This window comes from Lactobacillus sp. PSON, from assembly GCF_052615405.1.
Map to the genome: position 1 here is coordinate 18,260 of NZ_JBQXFW010000004.1, position 17,384 is coordinate 35,643.

Genomic DNA, 17,384 nt, shown 5'->3' on the forward strand with positions numbered 1-17,384 from the left:
AGATTACAATCTAAGACGTCTTCCATTGGAAGGCGTTTTTTTATAAAATTTTATTATTAGTATAGAAGGTGAAAAATATGCGTAAAAAAATTACAATTGCAATTATTAGTGCGTTGATAAGTGTAGGATATGTAAATTTTAATGAAAATATAAATACCAATATTAAAACAGTTCAAGCTGCAGCTAAGAAGTATTTAAAAGTTAAAGGAACTAAAAAAGTTCGCTTATATACTTCTACTGCTAAAAAGTCTAAGTATTATGCAAGCCCAAACAAGAAATACTCTTACACTACAAAAAAATATTTAAATATTTCAGGTAAAAAGTATTTAGCTTATAAAATTGGAGATAATTCTCATTATATTTTAGCTAAAAATACTAGCTTAGTTAAAAATATTCAATATAAACAAGCTTCTATCAAACTCCCTAAAGGATATACCAAAGCTGCTTTACTTAAGGCATATAAGGGTAAACCAAGTAGCAGTTTCATCAAGGCATCCATGAAAGGGATGAATGATAATAATTTTAGTAGAACTAAAATTGCTGAAAGTAAAAAAGACAATCAAACTAAAATTAATCCTGATAAATTAACTGCAAGTCAAAGAAAAGAACTAACAAAATTTAGTTTGCGTTTAATTAATGATGCAAGAAAAGATTTAGGTTTAAAGCCATGGATATATAGTAGCGGAGCTCAAAAATTAGCACAAGATATCGCAACTGAATATAAGGCAGATAAACACGGCATTCAAGATGGCGATCATTATGTGGCTGGAATTGTAAGAGCATGTAAAAATAATGGCTTGAATTTAGATGATAATTATGTAGAAGATATGGCTGGTTTTGTTCATGTTAATGGCAAAATGACCATGACAGAAATGAAGAAAAATATTTATTTTGGTATCAAACAGATGATTTTTGGATATACTGGTGCAACTGAACTTAACCGAAAAAATAAATCATATTATCGTGAATGGGAACATGCTGGAGACTTATTTAATACTCAAGGCTCAAAACATGACGGTGACTACAATTATTATGGCTTTAGTATTTCAAAAGTAGGAAATGTCTATTCCATGCACTATGTAAGTGTGCCGAGCTTTGTAGTAAATAGTAATAAGTATAATACTGGATTTGAAGTTTAAAAAAGTTCACCATGAGGTGAGCTTTTTTGGTAGGATAGAAACATTAGCTTTAATTATCGGAGGAAAATTATGACAAAAACTATCTATCTAGTTCGACATGGTCAAACGTATTTCAATTTTTATCATAAGGTACAAGGGCAATGTGATTCACCTCTAAATGAACGTGGAATTCGTCAAGTTGAAATGACACGGGACTATTTCATTAAAAATGGCGTCAAGTTTGATAAAGCTTTTTCTTCAACTCAAGAGCGTGCGAGTGATACTTTAGAAATTATTACTGCCCACAAGATGAATTATGTGCGACTTAAAGATTTGCGTGAAAAATGCTACGGTATTTTTGAGGGACGGGATGAATTTTTGCTTCCTTGGAATTATGGTAATGAAAATATTGATCCAACTATGGAAAAAAATGAAGATGTTGTGGCAAGAATGAAGCGTGCAATTGTTGAGATTTTGTATGGGATGCAAGATGGTGAAACAGCACTTGTAGTAGGACATGGCGATATTTTAGCAAAATATGTACGTGAATTTACTGAGAAGAAGGATTTTGCTGGATTTGGCAATGCAAGTTTTGTAAAGCTTACATTTGAAGATAGTAAGCCACACTTTGAAGAGTATGTATGGCCAGCAGAAAATATGAAATAGCCAAAAAAGAATGGTTTAATCGTGATGATTAAACCATTCTTTTTTAAAATACAAATTTTTCAAAAGCTTCTGCAATTCCATCTCTATCATTAGACCCGGTTACATAATCTGCTACCTTTTTTACATCTTCTTGACCATTTCCCATGCAAACTGAGGTACCGGCATAATTAAACATTTCAATGTCATTTCTTTCATCTCCGATGGCCATTACTTCATCAGGACTAAGATTTAATTTTTCTACTAAAATTTTTAGAGCAGCGCCTTTATTAACAGCTTTATTTAATAATTCTAAAAATGTACTCTCTGTTCGCATTACATTAAGAACTTTACCAAATTTCTTTTGAATTACTGGTTCCCACTCATCTAATAATGATGGGTCGCCTACATAACATCCTTTAGCGATTCTGATATTGTCTTCAGGCATTTCATCAGGTGTTCTAATGTATAATAGAGCATTATTTTCGAAAGCTTGTCGGTAAATCATCGGATCAACATTATGATCAGCTGTAATGATGCGAGAATTTGAATCGACAATGTTAAATGAAATTTTATGAGCTAAACCGAAAGCTGTCATTTCACGATAAAAGCTGTTAGGTACTAAGTTTTCTGTAATGATATCGGCATCAGTATTGCGTACAATGGCACCGTTTAAGGTAATAACATATTCACCAGAACCTTTAATTCCTAATTCATTGAGAAAGTTTTTAAGTCCGTCAATTGGTCGACCTGAACAAAGTACAACGCGGATTCCCCTATCAAGGGCACGTGTTACAGCTTTTTTGGTACTACCCAAAATTTCTCCATCAGAATTGAGTAGTGTACCATCAATGTCAAGTGCGATAAGTTTAATTGCCATAATATTTCTCTCCTGTTTAAATAGTTGTAATCACTTTCAATTATAAACTAAAAATTAATTTTCATGCAAAAAATGCTATTTCATTATTGACAACGCTTACATTTATTTGTTATTATAATTCTTGTAAAGAAGCGGATTACTGATTAGATCAGGTCTTAGCTACTGTAAATAATCAAGCAAGTTTGTTATGGTTATTTATAGTGGCTTTTAATTTTGCAAAAAGGTAGGTGATTCGTTGGTGGATTTCATAAAACAGTTAAATAATAGTGCCGCAATTGTAAATGATGATGGTAAAGAAGAAATAGTTCTTGGTAAAGGTATTGGCTTTGGTCTTAAAAGAGGAGATAAAGTTGATAAAACCAAAATTGAGCGCATATTTGTTACGACTGATGATCAAATAAATTTAGATCAGGTTCAGGACATTAGTGCTAAAACAATTGATGTTACTACTCAAGTTGTTAAGATGGTAGAGCCAATACTAGATATCAAATTTAATGACTTTCAATATTTAGCTTTGGCAGATCACATTGATTTTGCTATTACTAGAGTTAAAGATAATATTGATTTAAGTGATAATAATACTCGCTGGGAAGTTAAAAATCTTTTTCCAAAAGAATTTGCTACTTCTAAAGAAGTTGTTAAATTAATAAATCAAGAATTAGACATTAATTTACCTAAAAGTGAACAAGTCCTAATGACGTATCATTTGGTAAATGCTTCTTCTAATGACAGTCAAATTCAAGAAACAATTCAAATTACAGATTTAATTAAAGGAATCATTAATATTATTCAGTTTGATTATCATATGACATTAGATACGGATTCATTTAACTATAGTCGTTTTATTACTCACTTACGAGCTTTATTTGTAAGGTTGCTTAGAAATCAACCAACGGATACTGCAGAACTTGATTCATCTCTTCTTGCATTCATGAAGATAAAGTATCATCATGCTTATGAAACAGAAGAAAGAATAGCTACTTTTTTACAAGCAAAAATGGGCTGGATTTTAAAGCCAGATGACCGTTTTTACCTTGTTTTACACATTTGGCGAGTTACAAGTAGACAAAAAATTAAATAATACATACTTAGGTGTGTTACTTAAGAGGCATTAACCCAAGTTATTGTATGATTTTGAATTTATATAAAAATTCATTTTTATGCAATATCTTGGGTTTTTATTTTTTATTAGGAGGATACTATGGCTGATAATTATGATAAGTTAGCTAAAATTATCATTGAAAATGTCGGTGGTAAAGACAATGTTAATAGCGTTGTTCATTGTACAACTAGATTAAGATTTAAATTGAAAGATGAGTCGAAGGCTAATGATGATGCTTTAAAAGATACTGATGGAATTGTAACAGTTGTCAAAGCAGCTGGTCAGTATCAAGTAGTTATTGGAAATGAAGTTAGTGATGTATATGATGCTGTTTTAAAAGAAGGCGGCTTTAGTGGTGGCGGTGAAGTTGCTGATGATTACGGCGAAAATGATGATACAAGTTTTATGGATAAAGCAATATCGCTAATTTCTGGAATATTCACTGATATTTTAGGGCCACTTAGTGCTGGTGGTATTATTAAGGGTCTAACTGTAATGGCTGGAGTATTTGGTTGGCTTTCTACTAAATCAGGAGCATATCAAATTCTTTATGCAATTGGTGATTCAATATTTTACTTTTTGCCAATTTTCTTAGGAGTAACTGCTGCTAGAAGATTCCATATGAATCAATTTATTGGTTTGGCAATCGGGGGAGTTCTTACTTACCCATCAATGGTTCAATTAGCAGCAAGTAAAACGGTTTTAGGAACCTTGTTTAGCGAAACACCGTTTGCGTCAGAAATTCATACTACATTTTTTGGTATTCCAGTTGTAACAATGAATTATACTTCAACTGTTTTACCAATTATCTTTGCAGTATGGTTTGCTTCAATTATTGAACATTGGGCAAATAAATGGGTTCCAGCAGTAATTAAGACTTTTATTGTTCCGGTAGTAACTATGATAATCACTTTACCTGTTGCATTTATTGTAATTGGACCAGTTACCACTTGGGTTGGTGATGGTATTGGTGCAGTAATGTCAGGTATTTATCAATTTAGCCCAATTTTAGCTGGTGCGTTGGTTGGTACACTCTGGCAAGTATTAGTAATCTTTGGTATTCACTGGGGAATTGTTGCTGTAGCTACAACAGATTTGGCAGCTTTAGGATATGATCCAATTTTAGGTCTTTCTTGTATGGTTTGCTATGCACAAATTGGTGTAGTTTTAGCAATGATTAAACAAACTAAAGATCCAAGCTTAAAGAAAAATGCAATTGGTGCATTCTTCTCAGGACTTTTTGGTGTTACTGAGCCAGCTATCTATGGTGTAACACTTCCGCGTAAAGTACCATTTATTTTAAGCTGTATCGGCGGTGGTATTAGTGGTGCAATTATTGGTGGGGTAGGTGCTAAATTGTTTATGCTTCCATCAATGGGATTCTTTGCAATTCCTGGTTATGTTGATCCTAAAGGAAATTCTACTCTTCAAATTATTGGAGTTATTATTGCCGCAATTGTTGCATTCATTGTAGGTTTTGTTCTTCAATTCATGTTTGGTAAAAAGTATGTTGATCAAGCTTATAATGAAAAGCAAGCTAAAAAGGCAGCGGAAGCAATTAAAAATCCAGAACCCGCTACTCCTATTTTAAATGTGGATACTAATTTAGTTAGTCCAGAAGATGGAACTATTATGCCACTTAGTGAGATAAAAGATGAAGTATTTTCTAGTGGTGCAATGGGACAAGGTGTAGCTATTGAGCCTACCGAAGGAATATTACATGCTCCGGCAGATGGTGAGATTGTTATGACTTTTCCAACAAGCCACGCAATTGGAATGAAGACTAATGATGGTGCTGAAGTATTAATGCATATTGGAATGGATACTGTTAACTTGCAAGGTGATGGCTTTGAAACATTAGTTAAAAAAGGCAATCAAGTTAAGGCTGGAGATAACTTAATTAAGTTTGATATTCAAAAAATTAAAAATGCAGGATATATTGTTACTACTCCAATAGTTATTACTAATTCTAAAAACTACAGTGATATTAAACAAGTGGCAAAAGGAAAAGTTAAAACAGGACAAAAAATTTTAAGTTTAACTGGCATTAAAGATGAGGCTTCTGTTTCATCATCCATTCAACCAGCTTAAAAAAGTTTATAATAAATAAAAGAAAGCGTTTTAAATAGAAAAGAGAAAAATATGTCATTTAAGAAAGATTTTTTATGGGGCGGAGCAACTGCCGCTAATCAAATTGAAGGGGCTTATGATAAAGATGGTAAAGGATTGTCAGTAACAGATATAACTACTGCTGGCAGTTTAAAAGCGCCTAGAATGCTTACTTATAAATTAAATGGAAAATTAGAAAAAACACCTGCTGTTCCAGGTGCAGGCTTACCGGATGGCGCAACTGGTGCAATTGATCCAGATAGTTATTATCCAAATCATGAAGCAATTGATTTTTATCATCACTATAAAGAAGATATTAAAATGTTTGCTGATATGGGATTTAAAACTTTTAGATTATCAATTGCTTGGACACGAATTTTTCCAAAAGGTGATGAAGAAAAGCCTAATCAAGCAGGGTTAGATTTTTATCGTAAAGTTTTTAAAGAATGCAAGAAATATAATATTGAACCTCTAGTTACTATTTCTCATTATGAAGACCCGCTTTATTTAAGTGAAAAATATCATGACTGGAGCGATCGCAAGATGATTGACATGTATGTCAAATACGCTAAGGTTTTGTTTGAAGAATATAAGGGCTTAGTAAAATATTGGCTTACTTTTAATGAAATCAACTCAACGCTTTTAATGCTCGGTGCATTTGGTAAGCATGTAACAGATGATAAAACATTTCAACATGCTTATCAAAAATTACACTATCAATTTGTGGCAAGTGCTAAAGCTGTTAAATTAGCGCATGAAATTGATTCAAATTATATAGTAGGTAATATGATTTGTGGAATTTTGGATTATCCTTTAACTCCAGACCCAGAAGATATGCTTGCAACTCGTCATCAAATGGAAGAAACAGTTCTATATTGTGGAGATGTTCAATGCAAAGGTAAATATCCAACTTATTCTAAACGATTATGGGATGCACATAATGTTCATCTTGACATTACTGAAGAAGATAAAAAGATATTAGCAGAAGGAACCGTTGATATGTATACCTTCAGTTACTACATGAGCAATGTTATTACAACTCATGAAGTGAAAGATAAGGCTAGTGGAAACTTTGCAGCTGGTGCTAAAAATCCATATCTTAAGTATTCAGAGTGGGGCTGGGCTACTGATCCAACTGGACTTCAGTACTATCTTGAAGTAATGTATGATCGCTATGATTTGCCAATGATGGTCGTTGAAAATGGTTTAGGTGCAGTTGATAAAATTAGTGATGATGGTAAGATTCATGATGATTACCGAATTGACTATTTAGCTCGACATATTGAAGCAATGCGTAAAGCAGTTGATGATGGAGTAGATCTTATTGGTTATACAACTTGGGGTTGTATTGATTGCGTAAGTGCAGGTACTGGGCAAATGTCTAAGCGTTATGGTTTTATCTATGTTGATCGCGATGATGAGGGAAAAGGAAGTCTTAAGAGAATGCCTAAAGATTCATATTATTGGTATAAAAAGGTAATTGATTCAAATGGCGAAGATTTAAATGAACTACATCGGGAATGAATTCCCGAGTTTCTGGGAACAGCAGGTAGTGTTTAGGTTCTTACAGAGAATTAGCTTCTGATGTCCAGAAGGTCTCACACCTAACTCACAGAACCTGCCTATTTACCTTGGCTAGTTCCTAACCAGTTAGCTTTGCTTTATTTAGGATATTAACTGCCGCATTAATATCTCTATCGTGATGTGTCTTACATTTTTGGCAAGTCCACTCACGAATATCTAGCGGCTTTTCACCGCTATTGAATCCGCAATTTGAACAGATTCTTGAAGTATTCTTGGGGTTAACAACTATTAATTTCTTGCCATACCATTTACACTTATATTCAAGCATTAGTCGGAACATTCTCCAACTCGCATTACCAATAGATTTAGCCAAATGGTGATTCTTTTGAAGATTCTTGGCTTTCAAATCTTCGATTGCAATCACATCATAGTTTTTGACTAGTTCAGTTGTAACTTTATGGAGATAGTCTTTTCTTTGGTTTTTGACTTTATCTTGGTATCGAGCTTTTAAGACACGTGCCTTTTCCCAATTCTTGAAACTTTCTAAATTTCTGGGATTAAGAACTTTCTTATTCTTATCTTGCAAGACTAGTCTTTGAGCTAAATGGCGTCTTCTTGAAAATTTCTTCTGCCATTCAATAGCCTTCTTATCAAAATATGAGCCATCAAAAGTATCATATCTGATGCCATTTGAAAGAATAGCCAAGTCAGCTAATCCAACATCAATACCAACTTCTTTATTAGTCCTTGGAAGTTCTTTCTTTTTAATTTCAACTTGAAAAGAAATGTAGTATTTTCCAGTTGGTTCTAAGCTTACTGTATAACGTTTGATTTTTGCATCTTTCAAAATGCCAGTCTTGCCAGTTTTGATGTAACCAAGTTTAGGCAATTTTAAATATCGCCTGCCAATAACACGAACAGTTGACTTACCAGTATAAGAGTTCTTAGTTGACTTTCTTGAATGAAATTTTGGCTTTCCTGCACGGATTGACCTATCAAAGAAGTTCTTCCAAGCTTGATTTAAATTAGCATTAACTATTTGAAGACTAGAAGAATCACTGTTTTTTAGAAAGCTATATTGATGTTTTAAAGGTTTTAACAAAATATCTAGCTTATATTTACCTAAAAATGGCAAATGATGATTATTCTTGTAACGCTCATTCATCATCGCTAACATCTGGTTCCAAACAAAACGGTCATTGCCAAACATTTGAAGTAATTGTCCTTGTTGCTTTTGATTAGGATAGAGTCTTAATTTGATTCCAGCAAGCATTTTTGTACCTCCTTTCTTGATATGATTCTTAAATTATACCAAAACAGAACAGTAGGAAAAAGCGAACAAAATCTTAAAATTGTAGATTTTTTAAAACAAAACTTGTCACTTAGATTGCTGGATTCATCTCGGGATTGAAATCCCGAGATGAATCCAGTATATTTTCAGTAAATAAACATATTTACTGAAAAAGGCGTTACCACGTTGGGTAGCGCCTTTTTCATTGAAAATATTTCCTAGGAAATTATAAGATTTTATATTCTAACCAACTACTTTTTGTGGTGCCTTTTTCAATAATAGAATCACCAAAATTAATTTGCCACAAATTGTTATTGGTTTTTAGATCATGTGTTTCACAAAAAGTTTTGAGGAGTTTCAACCCTTTAATAATTCCTTCTTCATTGTTTTCTACTAAAATACAAGCATAATTTCCTGCAACTTTATTGATTTTTGGAATAATTGTGTCAGTAATAAAGTCTGCTTCTTTTATAATTCTAAAACCTGCGTCAACATATCCTGGTGGATTATTAAGTGACAAATCTGTTAGGAAGCCAGATAGTCCTGAATTCATAATTGTAAGAGAATTTAAGTTTTTATAGAAACTGGAAAATAGTTCAGCAATTTCTTCTTCAGTACATGATGCTGCTTTATTAGAACACCAAAAATTAACTTCGTCGCATTGGAAAATTACCGGCTCATATAAAGTTTGATTTTTTGAAAAAGTATTTTGATCGATTTTTTGATTTATTACTTTACGAATTTGTTTTAGTTTATGAATCTCATTATTAACTTTTTCTTTAGCTTCTACTAAAGTTTTAGTAATACTATTACTAGAATCTTCTTTGATTGCTTTAATTTCTTCGAGTGAAATATTTAAGTTTCTAAGACCTAAAATAAGCATCAAGTCATAAAGTTGTGAATAATCATAGTAACGATAGCCATTCTTAGTTTTTTTAATAGGTTTAAAAATACCTTGTTCATCATAGTAGATTAAAGTTCTTCTGGTAGTACCAGCAAGATTTGCCATTTCGCTAATTTTTAACATAAAAATTTCCTTTCTAAGGTTGACTGTAACGTAACGTTACAAATTATGATAATAACCAGCAATGAGTTTTTGAAAGGCATGATTCTATTATGAGGCAAGGATCGATTTTTGACAATCAAATAAATACACCATTAGCAAGCAGGATACGACCGCAAAATTTATCTGAATTTGTAGGGCAACAGCATCTATTGGGAGAGGGGAAAGTTTTACGTCAAATTATTGAACAAGATAAAGTTTCTTCCATGATTTTTTGGGGACCTCCTGGCGTAGGAAAAACCACTTTGGCACAAATTATTGCTCAAGAAACTAAAGCTAGATTTTTAAGTTTTAGTGCGGTTGAAGGTACAATTTCTAAAATAAAAAAAGCAATGAAAGAAGCTGAGCAAGAACGAGAATTTGGTAATAGAACAATTGTCTTTGTCGATGAAATTCATCGTTTTAATAAAGCACAACAAGATGCTTTTTTGCCATATGTAGAAAGTGGTAGCATTATTTTGATTGGAGCAACTACTGAAAATCCCTCATTTGAAGTTAATTCAGCTCTTCTTTCACGTTGTAAAGTCTTTGTGTTGAAGGAATTAATGCAGTCGGATTTAGTTCAGCTGTTAAAAAATGCACTTAATAAGCCAATATATTTTGGCGAACAAAAAATAGAGATAAGCGATGATAGTATTAATGCAATTGCAACTTTTGCGGATGGAGATGCTAGAAAAGCACTCAATACACTTGAAATGGCTGTCTTAAATGGAAAAAAAGAGAATAAAAAAGTCGTTGTTACAACTGATGATCTTAGTCAATTAATTACTAAAAAATTTATTCTGTATGATAAAAAAGGAGAAGAACATTACAATATTATTTCTGCTCTTCATAAATCAATGAGAAATAGTGATGCTGATGCAGCAATATATTGGATATCAAGAATGTTAGAAGGTGGGGAGGATCCGTTATATATTGCTCGCAGGCTTGTTAGATTTGCTAGTGAGGATATCGGTTTAGCAGATACTAATGCGTTAAATGTTGCTGTTAATGTTTTTCAAGCATGTCAATTTTTGGGGATGCCAGAATGTGATGTTCATCTAACAGAGGCTGTTACATATTTAGCATTAGCTCCTAAATCAAATTCAATTTATAAGGCACGTATTAATGCGGCAAAAGATGTTAAGAAGACTTTGAACGAACCAGTTCCTCTTCAAATTCGTAACGCATCAACCAAATTAATGAAAAAATTAGGTTACGGTAAAGGATATCAGTTAGCGCATTACACAAAAGATAAATTAACAACAATGAAAACAATGCCCAAATCTTTACAAGGGCATGAATATTATCATCCAACTGAAGAGGGAAATGAAACTTGGTTTAAGAAACGGCTAGATCAGATTAAAAGATGGCATAAAATGCACGGATAAAATATTAGGAGAAAATACTTATGACAATAATGAAAGCAATTAAATTAACTAAAAAGTGTGAAGCTAAAGATTTAATACCAGTATTAGTAACAAAGCCAACTTTAAAAAAGGGCTATGTACTTATTAAAGTTAAAGCGTTTGGCGTTAATGAATCTGAGGTAACTAGTAGAAAAGGTGAATCTTCATCTGACTTTACTTTTCCAAGAATTTTAGGAATTGAAGGTGTGGGAGTTGTTGAAAAAGCTCCAAAAGGAAGTCGGCTGAAACCTGGTCAAAAAGTAGCAACCATGATGGGTGGAATGGGACGCCGAATTGATGGATCTTATGCCGAATATATGCTTGTAAAAGAGAAAAATGTAATTCCAATTAAAACAGATTTAGATTGGTCAATTATTGGTGCGCTTCCAGAAATGCTTCAAACGGCATATGGTTCTTTGAGTGAAGGACTTAGATTAGAAAAAGGCGATAGACTTTTGATTCGTGGTGGTTCTTCAACTGTAGGGTTAATGGCAATTATTCTTGCCAAATTGATGGGAGCTTATGTTATTGCAACTACGAGAAATGAAAAGAAAGTAGAAGAACTTAAAGAACAGGGTGCAGACTGTGTCATTATGGATAATAAAGAATTTAAGAAAAATATGAAAAAAGTAGGTAAAATTGACAAAGTGCTAGAACTTGTAGGTTGTTCAACTTTATTTGAAGATCTTAGTTTTTTGAAGCAGGGCGGCTATGGTTGTTTTACAGGAGCTCTTGCTGGTCAATGGAATATTAAAAATTTCTCACCATATATGATTCCAACAGGAATTTTTTTAACAAGTTATGCAGGTGAGGCAACAGATTTACCTGCTAAAATTTTTAACGATATTTTGAGAAAAATTGCTAAAAATGAAATTAAAGTTCCTATTGCAAAGGTTTATGATGGTTTATCGCAAGTAGGGCAAGCCCAATTAAATCTTGAATCTGGTAAGTATTTAGGAAAACACGTTGTAGTTTTATAGAAAACTTTTTGATAAGTATATATAAATAAGCCTCTCATATTTTAAACAAATATTCAGGGGCTTATTTAACTGATATTATGTTTGTATAAAAAATATTTCCTAGGAAATATTAATTATCATTTTTTAAAGCTTCTTTTTCCTTTTGTTTTATCAAGATTGTGTCAACTACATCAGAAAGTTTGGTCTGATTAAGCTTTGCTTTAGCAGCAATTTCTGCTTGAGAATAAAATTCTTCTAAAGTTGATTGAATGTTTCCACCAACTGGACATTTTGGATTGGTATTATAGTCAATTTCAAAAAGAGGCTTATCTTTTTCAACGGCTAAATAGATATCTAATAAAGAAATTTCATTAAGCGGTTTAGTGATTTTGGGATCAGCTGCACCGTGACGTGTTTCTAACAATTTGGCTTTTTTTAATTCGCCCATTAAACGTCTGACCATAACTGGAGAAGTCTCAATGCTTGATGCAATGTTATCACTAGTTAGAGAGACTTTTCCTTGAAAAATATGGATAAATGCTAAAAGGTGAATTGAATCACTAAATCTTGTTGATACTTTCATAATATTACCTACTTTCTATATTTGTAATTATACAAGTTACAAATATTTTTATCAATATTATTGACATCCTTTATAAATAAGGATTATTATTTAAGGAAATGATAAATCATATAACTAATAAAATTACAGGAGGAATAATGAGTAAGAAAAAAACATGGTCAATTATTGGTCTGATTGTCATTATTGCGGTGATTAGTACAGTAGTTATTTGGGTAAAAAGTAATAAAAGTGATACCACTGTAGAAAAATCATCTACTCCTATTATAATCGGCTCAAAGAATTTTACTGAAAGCAAAATAGTAATGCAAATCTGGGCTGACGCCTTAAAAAAGAAAGGCTATAACGTAAAAACTAAACCTAATATTTCAAGTTCGGTAGTTTATCAAGCAATAAATTCAGGTCAAATCGATCTTTATCCAGAATATACTGGAACGATTGCAATGACTTATCTTAAAAAGCATATTGTTGGTAGAACTCCTGAGCAAATTGCAAAAATAGCTCAAAGAGGTGTTGCTAAAAAGAACCTGACTACCTTAGCTTACGCACCGGGTTCAGATGCACAAGGAATTGCTATTAGAACTTCAATTGCCAAAAAATACGATATTAAAACAATTAGTGACTTACAAAAGAGGGCAAATAAGATTCGTTTTGTTTCTCAGGGTGAATTTGATAAGCGTGAAGATGGAATTTCTGGACTTGAAAAAGTCTACGGTAAATTTAACTTTAAAGATGAAAAAATCTATGACCCCAGCTTAAAGTATAAAGTTTTAGCACGAGGTGATGGAGATGTTACTCCAGCTTCTACGACTGAAGGACAGCTTGCTACCAAAGATTACTTTGCTTTAAAGGATGACAAGAACTATTGGCCTGCATATAACTTGTTACCGCTTATTAGAGATACAACTTTAAAAAGAAATCCTAATGTCAAAAAGGTCTTAAATAAAATTGATCAAAAATTAACAACCAAAGAATTAACTTTGCTCAATAAAAAAGTAGATGTAGATGGACAAAGTTATCAAGTAGTTGCCAAAGAATGGATTAAGAATAATTATTAGAAAGGAGAATTATGTTTGCGCAAATAATTAATTATTTTCAAACAAGTTCTAATGAATACTGGGCTGCAGTTGGCCAGCATTTGTTTTTAAGCTTTACTTCACTAATCATTGCTTTAGTTATTGCATTTCCTTTAGGATATTTTGGTTCAAAAAATCGTGTTATAGCTACTTTTTGTCAAACTTTTGCTCAGATTTTGCGAATTATTCCAAGCTTAGCTCTTTTATTTATCTTAATCCCTTTTATTGGAACTGGAATTTTGTCAGCTTTAATTGCTTTAGTTGTTTTAGCTATTCCTCCCTTAGTTGTAAATATTATCTTAGGATTTAATGAAGTTCCACAACTTTATACAGAAGTTGGAATGTCACTAGGAATGAATAATTTAGACTTACTTAAGCAAATTTCACTCCCATTAGCACTACCATATATTTTAAATGGAATTAAAATAGCTCTAATTGAAGTGATTGCTAGTGCTAGCTTAGCAGCTTATATTGGCGCAGGTGGACTTGGAAATTTAATTATGACTGGTCTTGGTCTTTATAAGATGCAGTATGTAGTGATTGGCGGTGTGAGTGTGGCATTACTTTCATTATTATCAATGTTTATTTTAGATTTCATGATAAAAAGGGTGAAAAATAATGACTAACGAAATTATCAAGTTTAACCATGTGAACAAAAAATTCGGAAAAAATGAAATTATCGAAGATTTAACCTTTTCTATTAATAAAGGCGAATTTGTAACTGTGCTTGGATCTTCTGGTTCTGGAAAAACTACTACCTTAAAAATGATTAATGGATTAGAAAAGCCAACTAGTGGGGAAATTATTGTTGATAATTGTAATTTGAAAGAAGCTAATTTAGTTGAACTTCGTCGTCATATTGGATATGTTGTTCAATCGATTGGACTTTTTCCGCATATGACAATTGCACAGAATATTGCAGTTACTCCTAAACTACTAGGCTGGAATCAAAATAAGATTAATTTAAAAGTGAAAGATTTACTTAAAATAGTTGGATTAACTGATCCTTCTTATGTTAATCGCTATCCTGGTCAATTATCAGGGGGACAGCAGCAACGAGTAGGTGTGGCCAGAGCGCTTTCAACTAATCCGCCATTAATGCTTTTTGATGAACCATTTTCAGCACTAGATGCGATTATTAGGCAAGATTTGCAACAAGAAATCAAAAATTTGCATCATAAATTGAGTAATAAAACTTTCTTTTTTGTGACTCATGATATTAATGAAGCACTTTATCTAGGAGATAAAGTGATGGTTATGAATCATGGTAAAATTGAGCAATTTGATACACCTAATGAAATAGTAAATCATCCTAAGTCAGCTTATGTTGAAAGGTTGATTGGAACAGTTAGAGAAAATCAAAACTTATGGGAGAATTTAAAGTGATTCAATACTGGCAAGAAAATTATATTAGAATGCTTAATTTAATGATTGAACATGCACAGATGGTTTTGATAGCTCTTTTAATTGCCGGTGTAGTTGCGATTATTTTGATTGCAATCTTTTTAAGAAAAAAGTACTGGCTAAATGGATTAATATATTTCTTTTCATTATTATATTCAGTTCCTAGCTACGCTTTTTTTGCATTACTTATTCCAATTACAGGCTTAGGAAAAATTAGTGCAATCATTGTTTTAGCATTTTATAGTGAGTATATTTTACTTAGAAGTTTTATAACTGGTATTCATCAAGTAAGTTCTACTTATCTTGAAGTAGCAAAAGGTGTTGGGATGACTCAGCAGCAAATTTTTGCTAAAGTTCAATTACCTTTAGCCATGCCAGCGATTTTTTCAGGGATGCAAATAGCGTTATCAAGTACAATGGCAATTGCTACAATTGCAGCTACGATTAGTGCAGGAGGATTGGGAGATTTACTTTTTGAAGGATTACAAACAGGTCGTATTGTACCAATATTGTGGGGAACAATTTTAACTGTTATTTTGACTTTGATTTGTATTGTGGTTTTAAAATTAATTGAAAATATTGTAATTGGTGATTGGAAAAGTGAAAAATAAGGCTTATGTGGCAAAATCGTAAAAATATAAAAGTTGCTAAGAGAAATAGTTGACCTTAGACTGAAACTTATAATTATGTAGAGAAATTTAAAGTAAAGAAGGTGAGTTTTAAGCTCACCTTCTTTATTTCCCAGGAAATATTAATCTAATTCCATTTCATTGTAAGATAATTTTTTGCGGCGAAATACATGAACGACTAATCCAATTACTAATCCTGCAAGAGCTGGTAAAAGCCATGAAAGTCCCACGCTTGCTAAAGGTAATGCATTTCTTAAAGAAGCTACCCATGTGCCAAAAGTACTTTGGCTAACAACACTTGGGAAGGCTACGACCATATCGCCCAAAGCTGGAACTACAGTAAGCATTACTACCCAGAAGTAAACTACACCATCGCGCTTGAAAAGTGGTGACGCTACAGAAAGTAAGATAAGTACCATTGAAAGAGGGTATAAGAACATTAACATTGGAGTCGACCAAGCGATGATTTGATCAAGACCGAAGTTTGCGGCTAAGAATGAAGCAAAGCAACTTAATGCAAGCCAAGTGTGATAGCTGACTTTAGGAAAATGATTGTGAAAATCTTGAGCAAAGGCTGCTACAAGACCTACTGCAGTTGTTAAACAAGTTACAGTTAGTAAGAATGCTAAGACAATTTGTCCAAAATTACCAGCATATGCGTTTACTAATTGATTAAATGCAACACCACCATCTGGTGATACCTTGAACCGACCAAGTGACATTGCACCTAAAATGATTAAAAGAACATAAATTACAGCAACAGCACCCATTGAGAGAACGCCAGATTTTGCAACTACTTTAGAAACATCTTTACTTGATTTTTGCCCCATTAGGCGAATTGCTGTTACAACTGTTACACCAAATGCCAATCCAGCTAAGGCATCCATTGTGTTATAGCCTTCTAAAAATCCATTAACAAGCGCACCATAAACATAGTTGGGAGTTACGGGAGCAGTTGCAGGATTACCTAAAGGACGAGCAAAAGCAACTACAAAGACTAAAAATAAAAGTCCTAAAAATACTGGATTTAAGATTTTACCAATATTAGTTAAGATGTCGTTTTCTCGATATGAGAAGTAAAATGCTGCAGCAAAGAATAATGCTGAAAATACAAGTAATGCTACAGATTGATAATGTTTGTCAATAAACGGAGAGAGTCCAACTGTAAAAGATACAGTTGCAGTACGAGGAGTTCCAAAAAGTGGTCCAATTGTTGCATGGATCAAAACCATGAAAACTAATGCAAATCCAGTTCCAAGAGGTTTACCAATATCAAAAACTCCGTCTGCGCGAGTAACAGCAACTGCTAAAACTGATAAAAGTGGTAATAATACTCCAGTAATCAAAAACCCAACAGCTGCCATCATCCAGTTTTTTCCAGCTAATTGCCCCAAATGAAGTGGAAAAATCAGATTACCGGCTCCAAAAAACAGCCCGAATAAAAGGGAAGCCACTACTAAATATTTTTTAAATGTGAGTTTATTTGAGGTAGACTTATTCATTATATTTTCCTCCTAAAATTTCTCAATGAAAAAGAAAAACGCCCCTTAGTCCAACTTGGACTAAGGGACGCTCAGCGTGGTACCACCCTATATTCGTGCTTAAAAACACCTTTACAC

At 32.8% G+C, this 17,384-nt stretch carries 16 protein-coding genes and 1 other annotated feature (1 of these 17 cut by a window edge); of the genes, 11 read left to right on the forward strand and 5 right to left on the reverse strand.

Annotation, left to right across the window (positions count from 1 at the left end; all coding sequences use genetic code 11):
- Positions 1-77 precede the first annotated feature (77 nt).
- Positions 78-1,139: an SEC10/PgrA surface exclusion domain-containing protein gene (locus ACTHPI_RS03250; RefSeq protein WP_445352753.1), complete on the forward strand. Its 1,062-nt coding sequence runs from the start codon at positions 78-80 to the stop codon at positions 1,137-1,139.
- Positions 1,140-1,208: 69 nt separating this feature from the next.
- Positions 1,209-1,784, forward strand: coding sequence for a histidine phosphatase family protein (locus ACTHPI_RS03255; RefSeq protein ID WP_445352754.1), 576 nt, complete (start codon positions 1,209-1,211; stop codon positions 1,782-1,784).
- Between the two features lie 43 nt (positions 1,785-1,827).
- Here ACTHPI_RS03255 and ACTHPI_RS03260 read toward each other — a convergent pair whose 3' ends face one another.
- A complete protein-coding gene (locus tag ACTHPI_RS03260) occupies positions 1,828-2,640 on the reverse strand; it encodes a Cof-type HAD-IIB family hydrolase (RefSeq protein WP_445352755.1) in 813 nt (270 codons plus the stop codon).
- Positions 2,641-2,878: 238 nt separating this feature from the next.
- Here ACTHPI_RS03260 and ACTHPI_RS03265 point away from each other — a divergent pair, with 238 nt between their 5' ends.
- The 3 genes from ACTHPI_RS03265 to ACTHPI_RS03275 all read left to right on the forward strand — a co-directional run bounded on the left by ACTHPI_RS03265 (position 2,879) and on the right by ACTHPI_RS03275 (position 7,375).
- Positions 2,879-3,721: a PRD domain-containing protein gene (locus tag ACTHPI_RS03265; protein ID WP_445352756.1), complete on the forward strand. Its 843-nt coding sequence runs from the start codon at positions 2,879-2,881 to the stop codon at positions 3,719-3,721.
- A 120-nt stretch (positions 3,722-3,841) separates the two neighbouring features.
- Positions 3,842-5,833 carry a beta-glucoside-specific PTS transporter subunit IIABC gene (locus ACTHPI_RS03270; protein WP_445352757.1) on the forward strand — a complete coding sequence of 664 codons (1,992 nt, stop codon included), beginning with the start codon at positions 3,842-3,844 and terminating at the stop codon, positions 5,831-5,833.
- 51 nt (positions 5,834-5,884) lie between these two features.
- Positions 5,885-7,375: a glycoside hydrolase family 1 protein gene (locus ACTHPI_RS03275; RefSeq protein WP_445352758.1), complete on the forward strand. Its 1,491-nt coding sequence runs from the start codon at positions 5,885-5,887 to the stop codon at positions 7,373-7,375.
- A 118-nt stretch (positions 7,376-7,493) separates the two neighbouring features.
- Here the strand turns inward: ACTHPI_RS03275 and ACTHPI_RS03280 are convergent, their stop codons facing one another.
- A complete protein-coding gene (locus ACTHPI_RS03280; protein ID WP_445352759.1) occupies positions 7,494-8,648 on the reverse strand; it encodes an RNA-guided endonuclease TnpB family protein in 1,155 nt (384 codons plus the stop codon).
- Positions 8,649-8,892: 244 nt separating this feature from the next.
- Entirely contained in the window at positions 8,893-9,693 is an 801-nt protein-coding gene (locus tag ACTHPI_RS03285) for a MerR family transcriptional regulator (protein ID WP_445352760.1), read from the reverse strand.
- 89 nt (positions 9,694-9,782) lie between these two features.
- Here ACTHPI_RS03285 and ACTHPI_RS03290 point away from each other — a divergent pair, with 89 nt between their 5' ends.
- Positions 9,783-11,099 carry a replication-associated recombination protein A gene (locus tag ACTHPI_RS03290; RefSeq protein WP_445352761.1) on the forward strand — a complete coding sequence of 439 codons (1,317 nt, stop codon included), beginning with the start codon at positions 9,783-9,785 and terminating at the stop codon, positions 11,097-11,099.
- Positions 11,100-11,119: 20 nt separating this feature from the next.
- The gene (locus ACTHPI_RS03295) at positions 11,120-12,097 is read left to right on the forward strand and encodes a zinc-binding dehydrogenase (protein ID WP_445352762.1); all 978 of its coding nucleotides are present in this window, start codon (positions 11,120-11,122) and stop codon (positions 12,095-12,097) included.
- Between the two features lie 109 nt (positions 12,098-12,206).
- Here ACTHPI_RS03295 and ACTHPI_RS03300 read toward each other — a convergent pair whose 3' ends face one another.
- Positions 12,207-12,659 carry an Rrf2 family transcriptional regulator gene (locus ACTHPI_RS03300; protein ID WP_445352763.1) on the reverse strand — a complete coding sequence of 151 codons (453 nt, stop codon included), beginning with the start codon at positions 12,657-12,659 and terminating at the stop codon, positions 12,207-12,209.
- A gap of 137 nt (positions 12,660-12,796) precedes the next feature.
- Here ACTHPI_RS03300 and ACTHPI_RS03305 point away from each other — a divergent pair, with 137 nt between their 5' ends.
- Genes ACTHPI_RS03305 through ACTHPI_RS03320 form a run of 4 tightly spaced genes read left to right on the forward strand, consistent with a single transcriptional unit; the run spans position 12,797 to position 15,747 of the window.
- Positions 12,797-13,714 (forward strand): glycine betaine ABC transporter substrate-binding protein, encoded by a 918-nt coding sequence (locus ACTHPI_RS03305; RefSeq protein WP_445352764.1) that lies wholly within the window; start codon positions 12,797-12,799, stop codon positions 13,712-13,714.
- Positions 13,715-13,725: 11 nt separating this feature from the next.
- On the forward strand, positions 13,726-14,358 hold the full coding sequence (locus ACTHPI_RS03310; protein WP_445352765.1) for an ABC transporter permease: 633 nt from the start codon (positions 13,726-13,728) through the stop codon (positions 14,356-14,358).
- Positions 14,351-15,118 (forward strand): ABC transporter ATP-binding protein, encoded by a 768-nt coding sequence (locus ACTHPI_RS03315; RefSeq protein WP_445352766.1) that lies wholly within the window; start codon positions 14,351-14,353, stop codon positions 15,116-15,118. Before ACTHPI_RS03310 ends, ACTHPI_RS03315 begins: the two co-directional genes overlap by 8 nt.
- On the forward strand, positions 15,115-15,747 hold the full coding sequence (locus tag ACTHPI_RS03320; protein WP_445352767.1) for an ABC transporter permease: 633 nt from the start codon (positions 15,115-15,117) through the stop codon (positions 15,745-15,747). The genes ACTHPI_RS03315 and ACTHPI_RS03320 overlap by 4 nt, the downstream gene beginning before the upstream one ends.
- A 140-nt stretch (positions 15,748-15,887) precedes the next feature.
- Here ACTHPI_RS03320 and brnQ read toward each other — a convergent pair whose 3' ends face one another.
- The gene (brnQ, locus tag ACTHPI_RS03325) at positions 15,888-17,267 is read right to left on the reverse strand and encodes a branched-chain amino acid transport system II carrier protein (RefSeq protein ID WP_445352768.1); all 1,380 of its coding nucleotides are present in this window, start codon (positions 17,265-17,267) and stop codon (positions 15,888-15,890) included.
- Between the two features lie 60 nt (positions 17,268-17,327).
- Positions 17,328-17,384, reverse strand: a binding site (T-box leader); it runs 177 nt beyond the window's last position.

Coding starts and splice junctions, on each gene's coding strand:
- ACTHPI_RS03250 (WP_445352753.1), top strand. CDS start 78: ATGCGTAAAAAAATTACAATTGCAATTATTAGTGCGTTGATAAGTGTA.
- ACTHPI_RS03255 (WP_445352754.1), top strand. CDS start 1,209: ATGACAAAAACTATCTATCTAGTTCGACATGGTCAAACGTATTTCAAT.
- ACTHPI_RS03260 (WP_445352755.1), bottom strand. CDS start 2,640: ATGGCAATTAAACTTATCGCACTTGACATTGATGGTACACTACTCAAT.
- ACTHPI_RS03270 (WP_445352757.1), top strand. CDS start 3,842: ATGGCTGATAATTATGATAAGTTAGCTAAAATTATCATTGAAAATGTC.
- ACTHPI_RS03275 (WP_445352758.1), top strand. CDS start 5,885: ATGTCATTTAAGAAAGATTTTTTATGGGGCGGAGCAACTGCCGCTAAT.
- ACTHPI_RS03280 (WP_445352759.1), bottom strand. CDS start 8,648: ATGCTTGCTGGAATCAAATTAAGACTCTATCCTAATCAAAAGCAACAA.
- ACTHPI_RS03285 (WP_445352760.1), bottom strand. CDS start 9,693: ATGTTAAAAATTAGCGAAATGGCAAATCTTGCTGGTACTACCAGAAGA.
- ACTHPI_RS03290 (WP_445352761.1), top strand. CDS start 9,783: ATGAGGCAAGGATCGATTTTTGACAATCAAATAAATACACCATTAGCA.
- ACTHPI_RS03295 (WP_445352762.1), top strand. CDS start 11,120: ATGACAATAATGAAAGCAATTAAATTAACTAAAAAGTGTGAAGCTAAA.
- ACTHPI_RS03300 (WP_445352763.1), bottom strand. CDS start 12,659: ATGAAAGTATCAACAAGATTTAGTGATTCAATTCACCTTTTAGCATTT.
- ACTHPI_RS03305 (WP_445352764.1), top strand. CDS start 12,797: ATGAGTAAGAAAAAAACATGGTCAATTATTGGTCTGATTGTCATTATT.
- ACTHPI_RS03310 (WP_445352765.1), top strand. CDS start 13,726: ATGTTTGCGCAAATAATTAATTATTTTCAAACAAGTTCTAATGAATAC.
- ACTHPI_RS03315 (WP_445352766.1), top strand. CDS start 14,351: ATGACTAACGAAATTATCAAGTTTAACCATGTGAACAAAAAATTCGGA.
- brnQ (WP_445352768.1), bottom strand. CDS start 17,267: ATGAATAAGTCTACCTCAAATAAACTCACATTTAAAAAATATTTAGTA.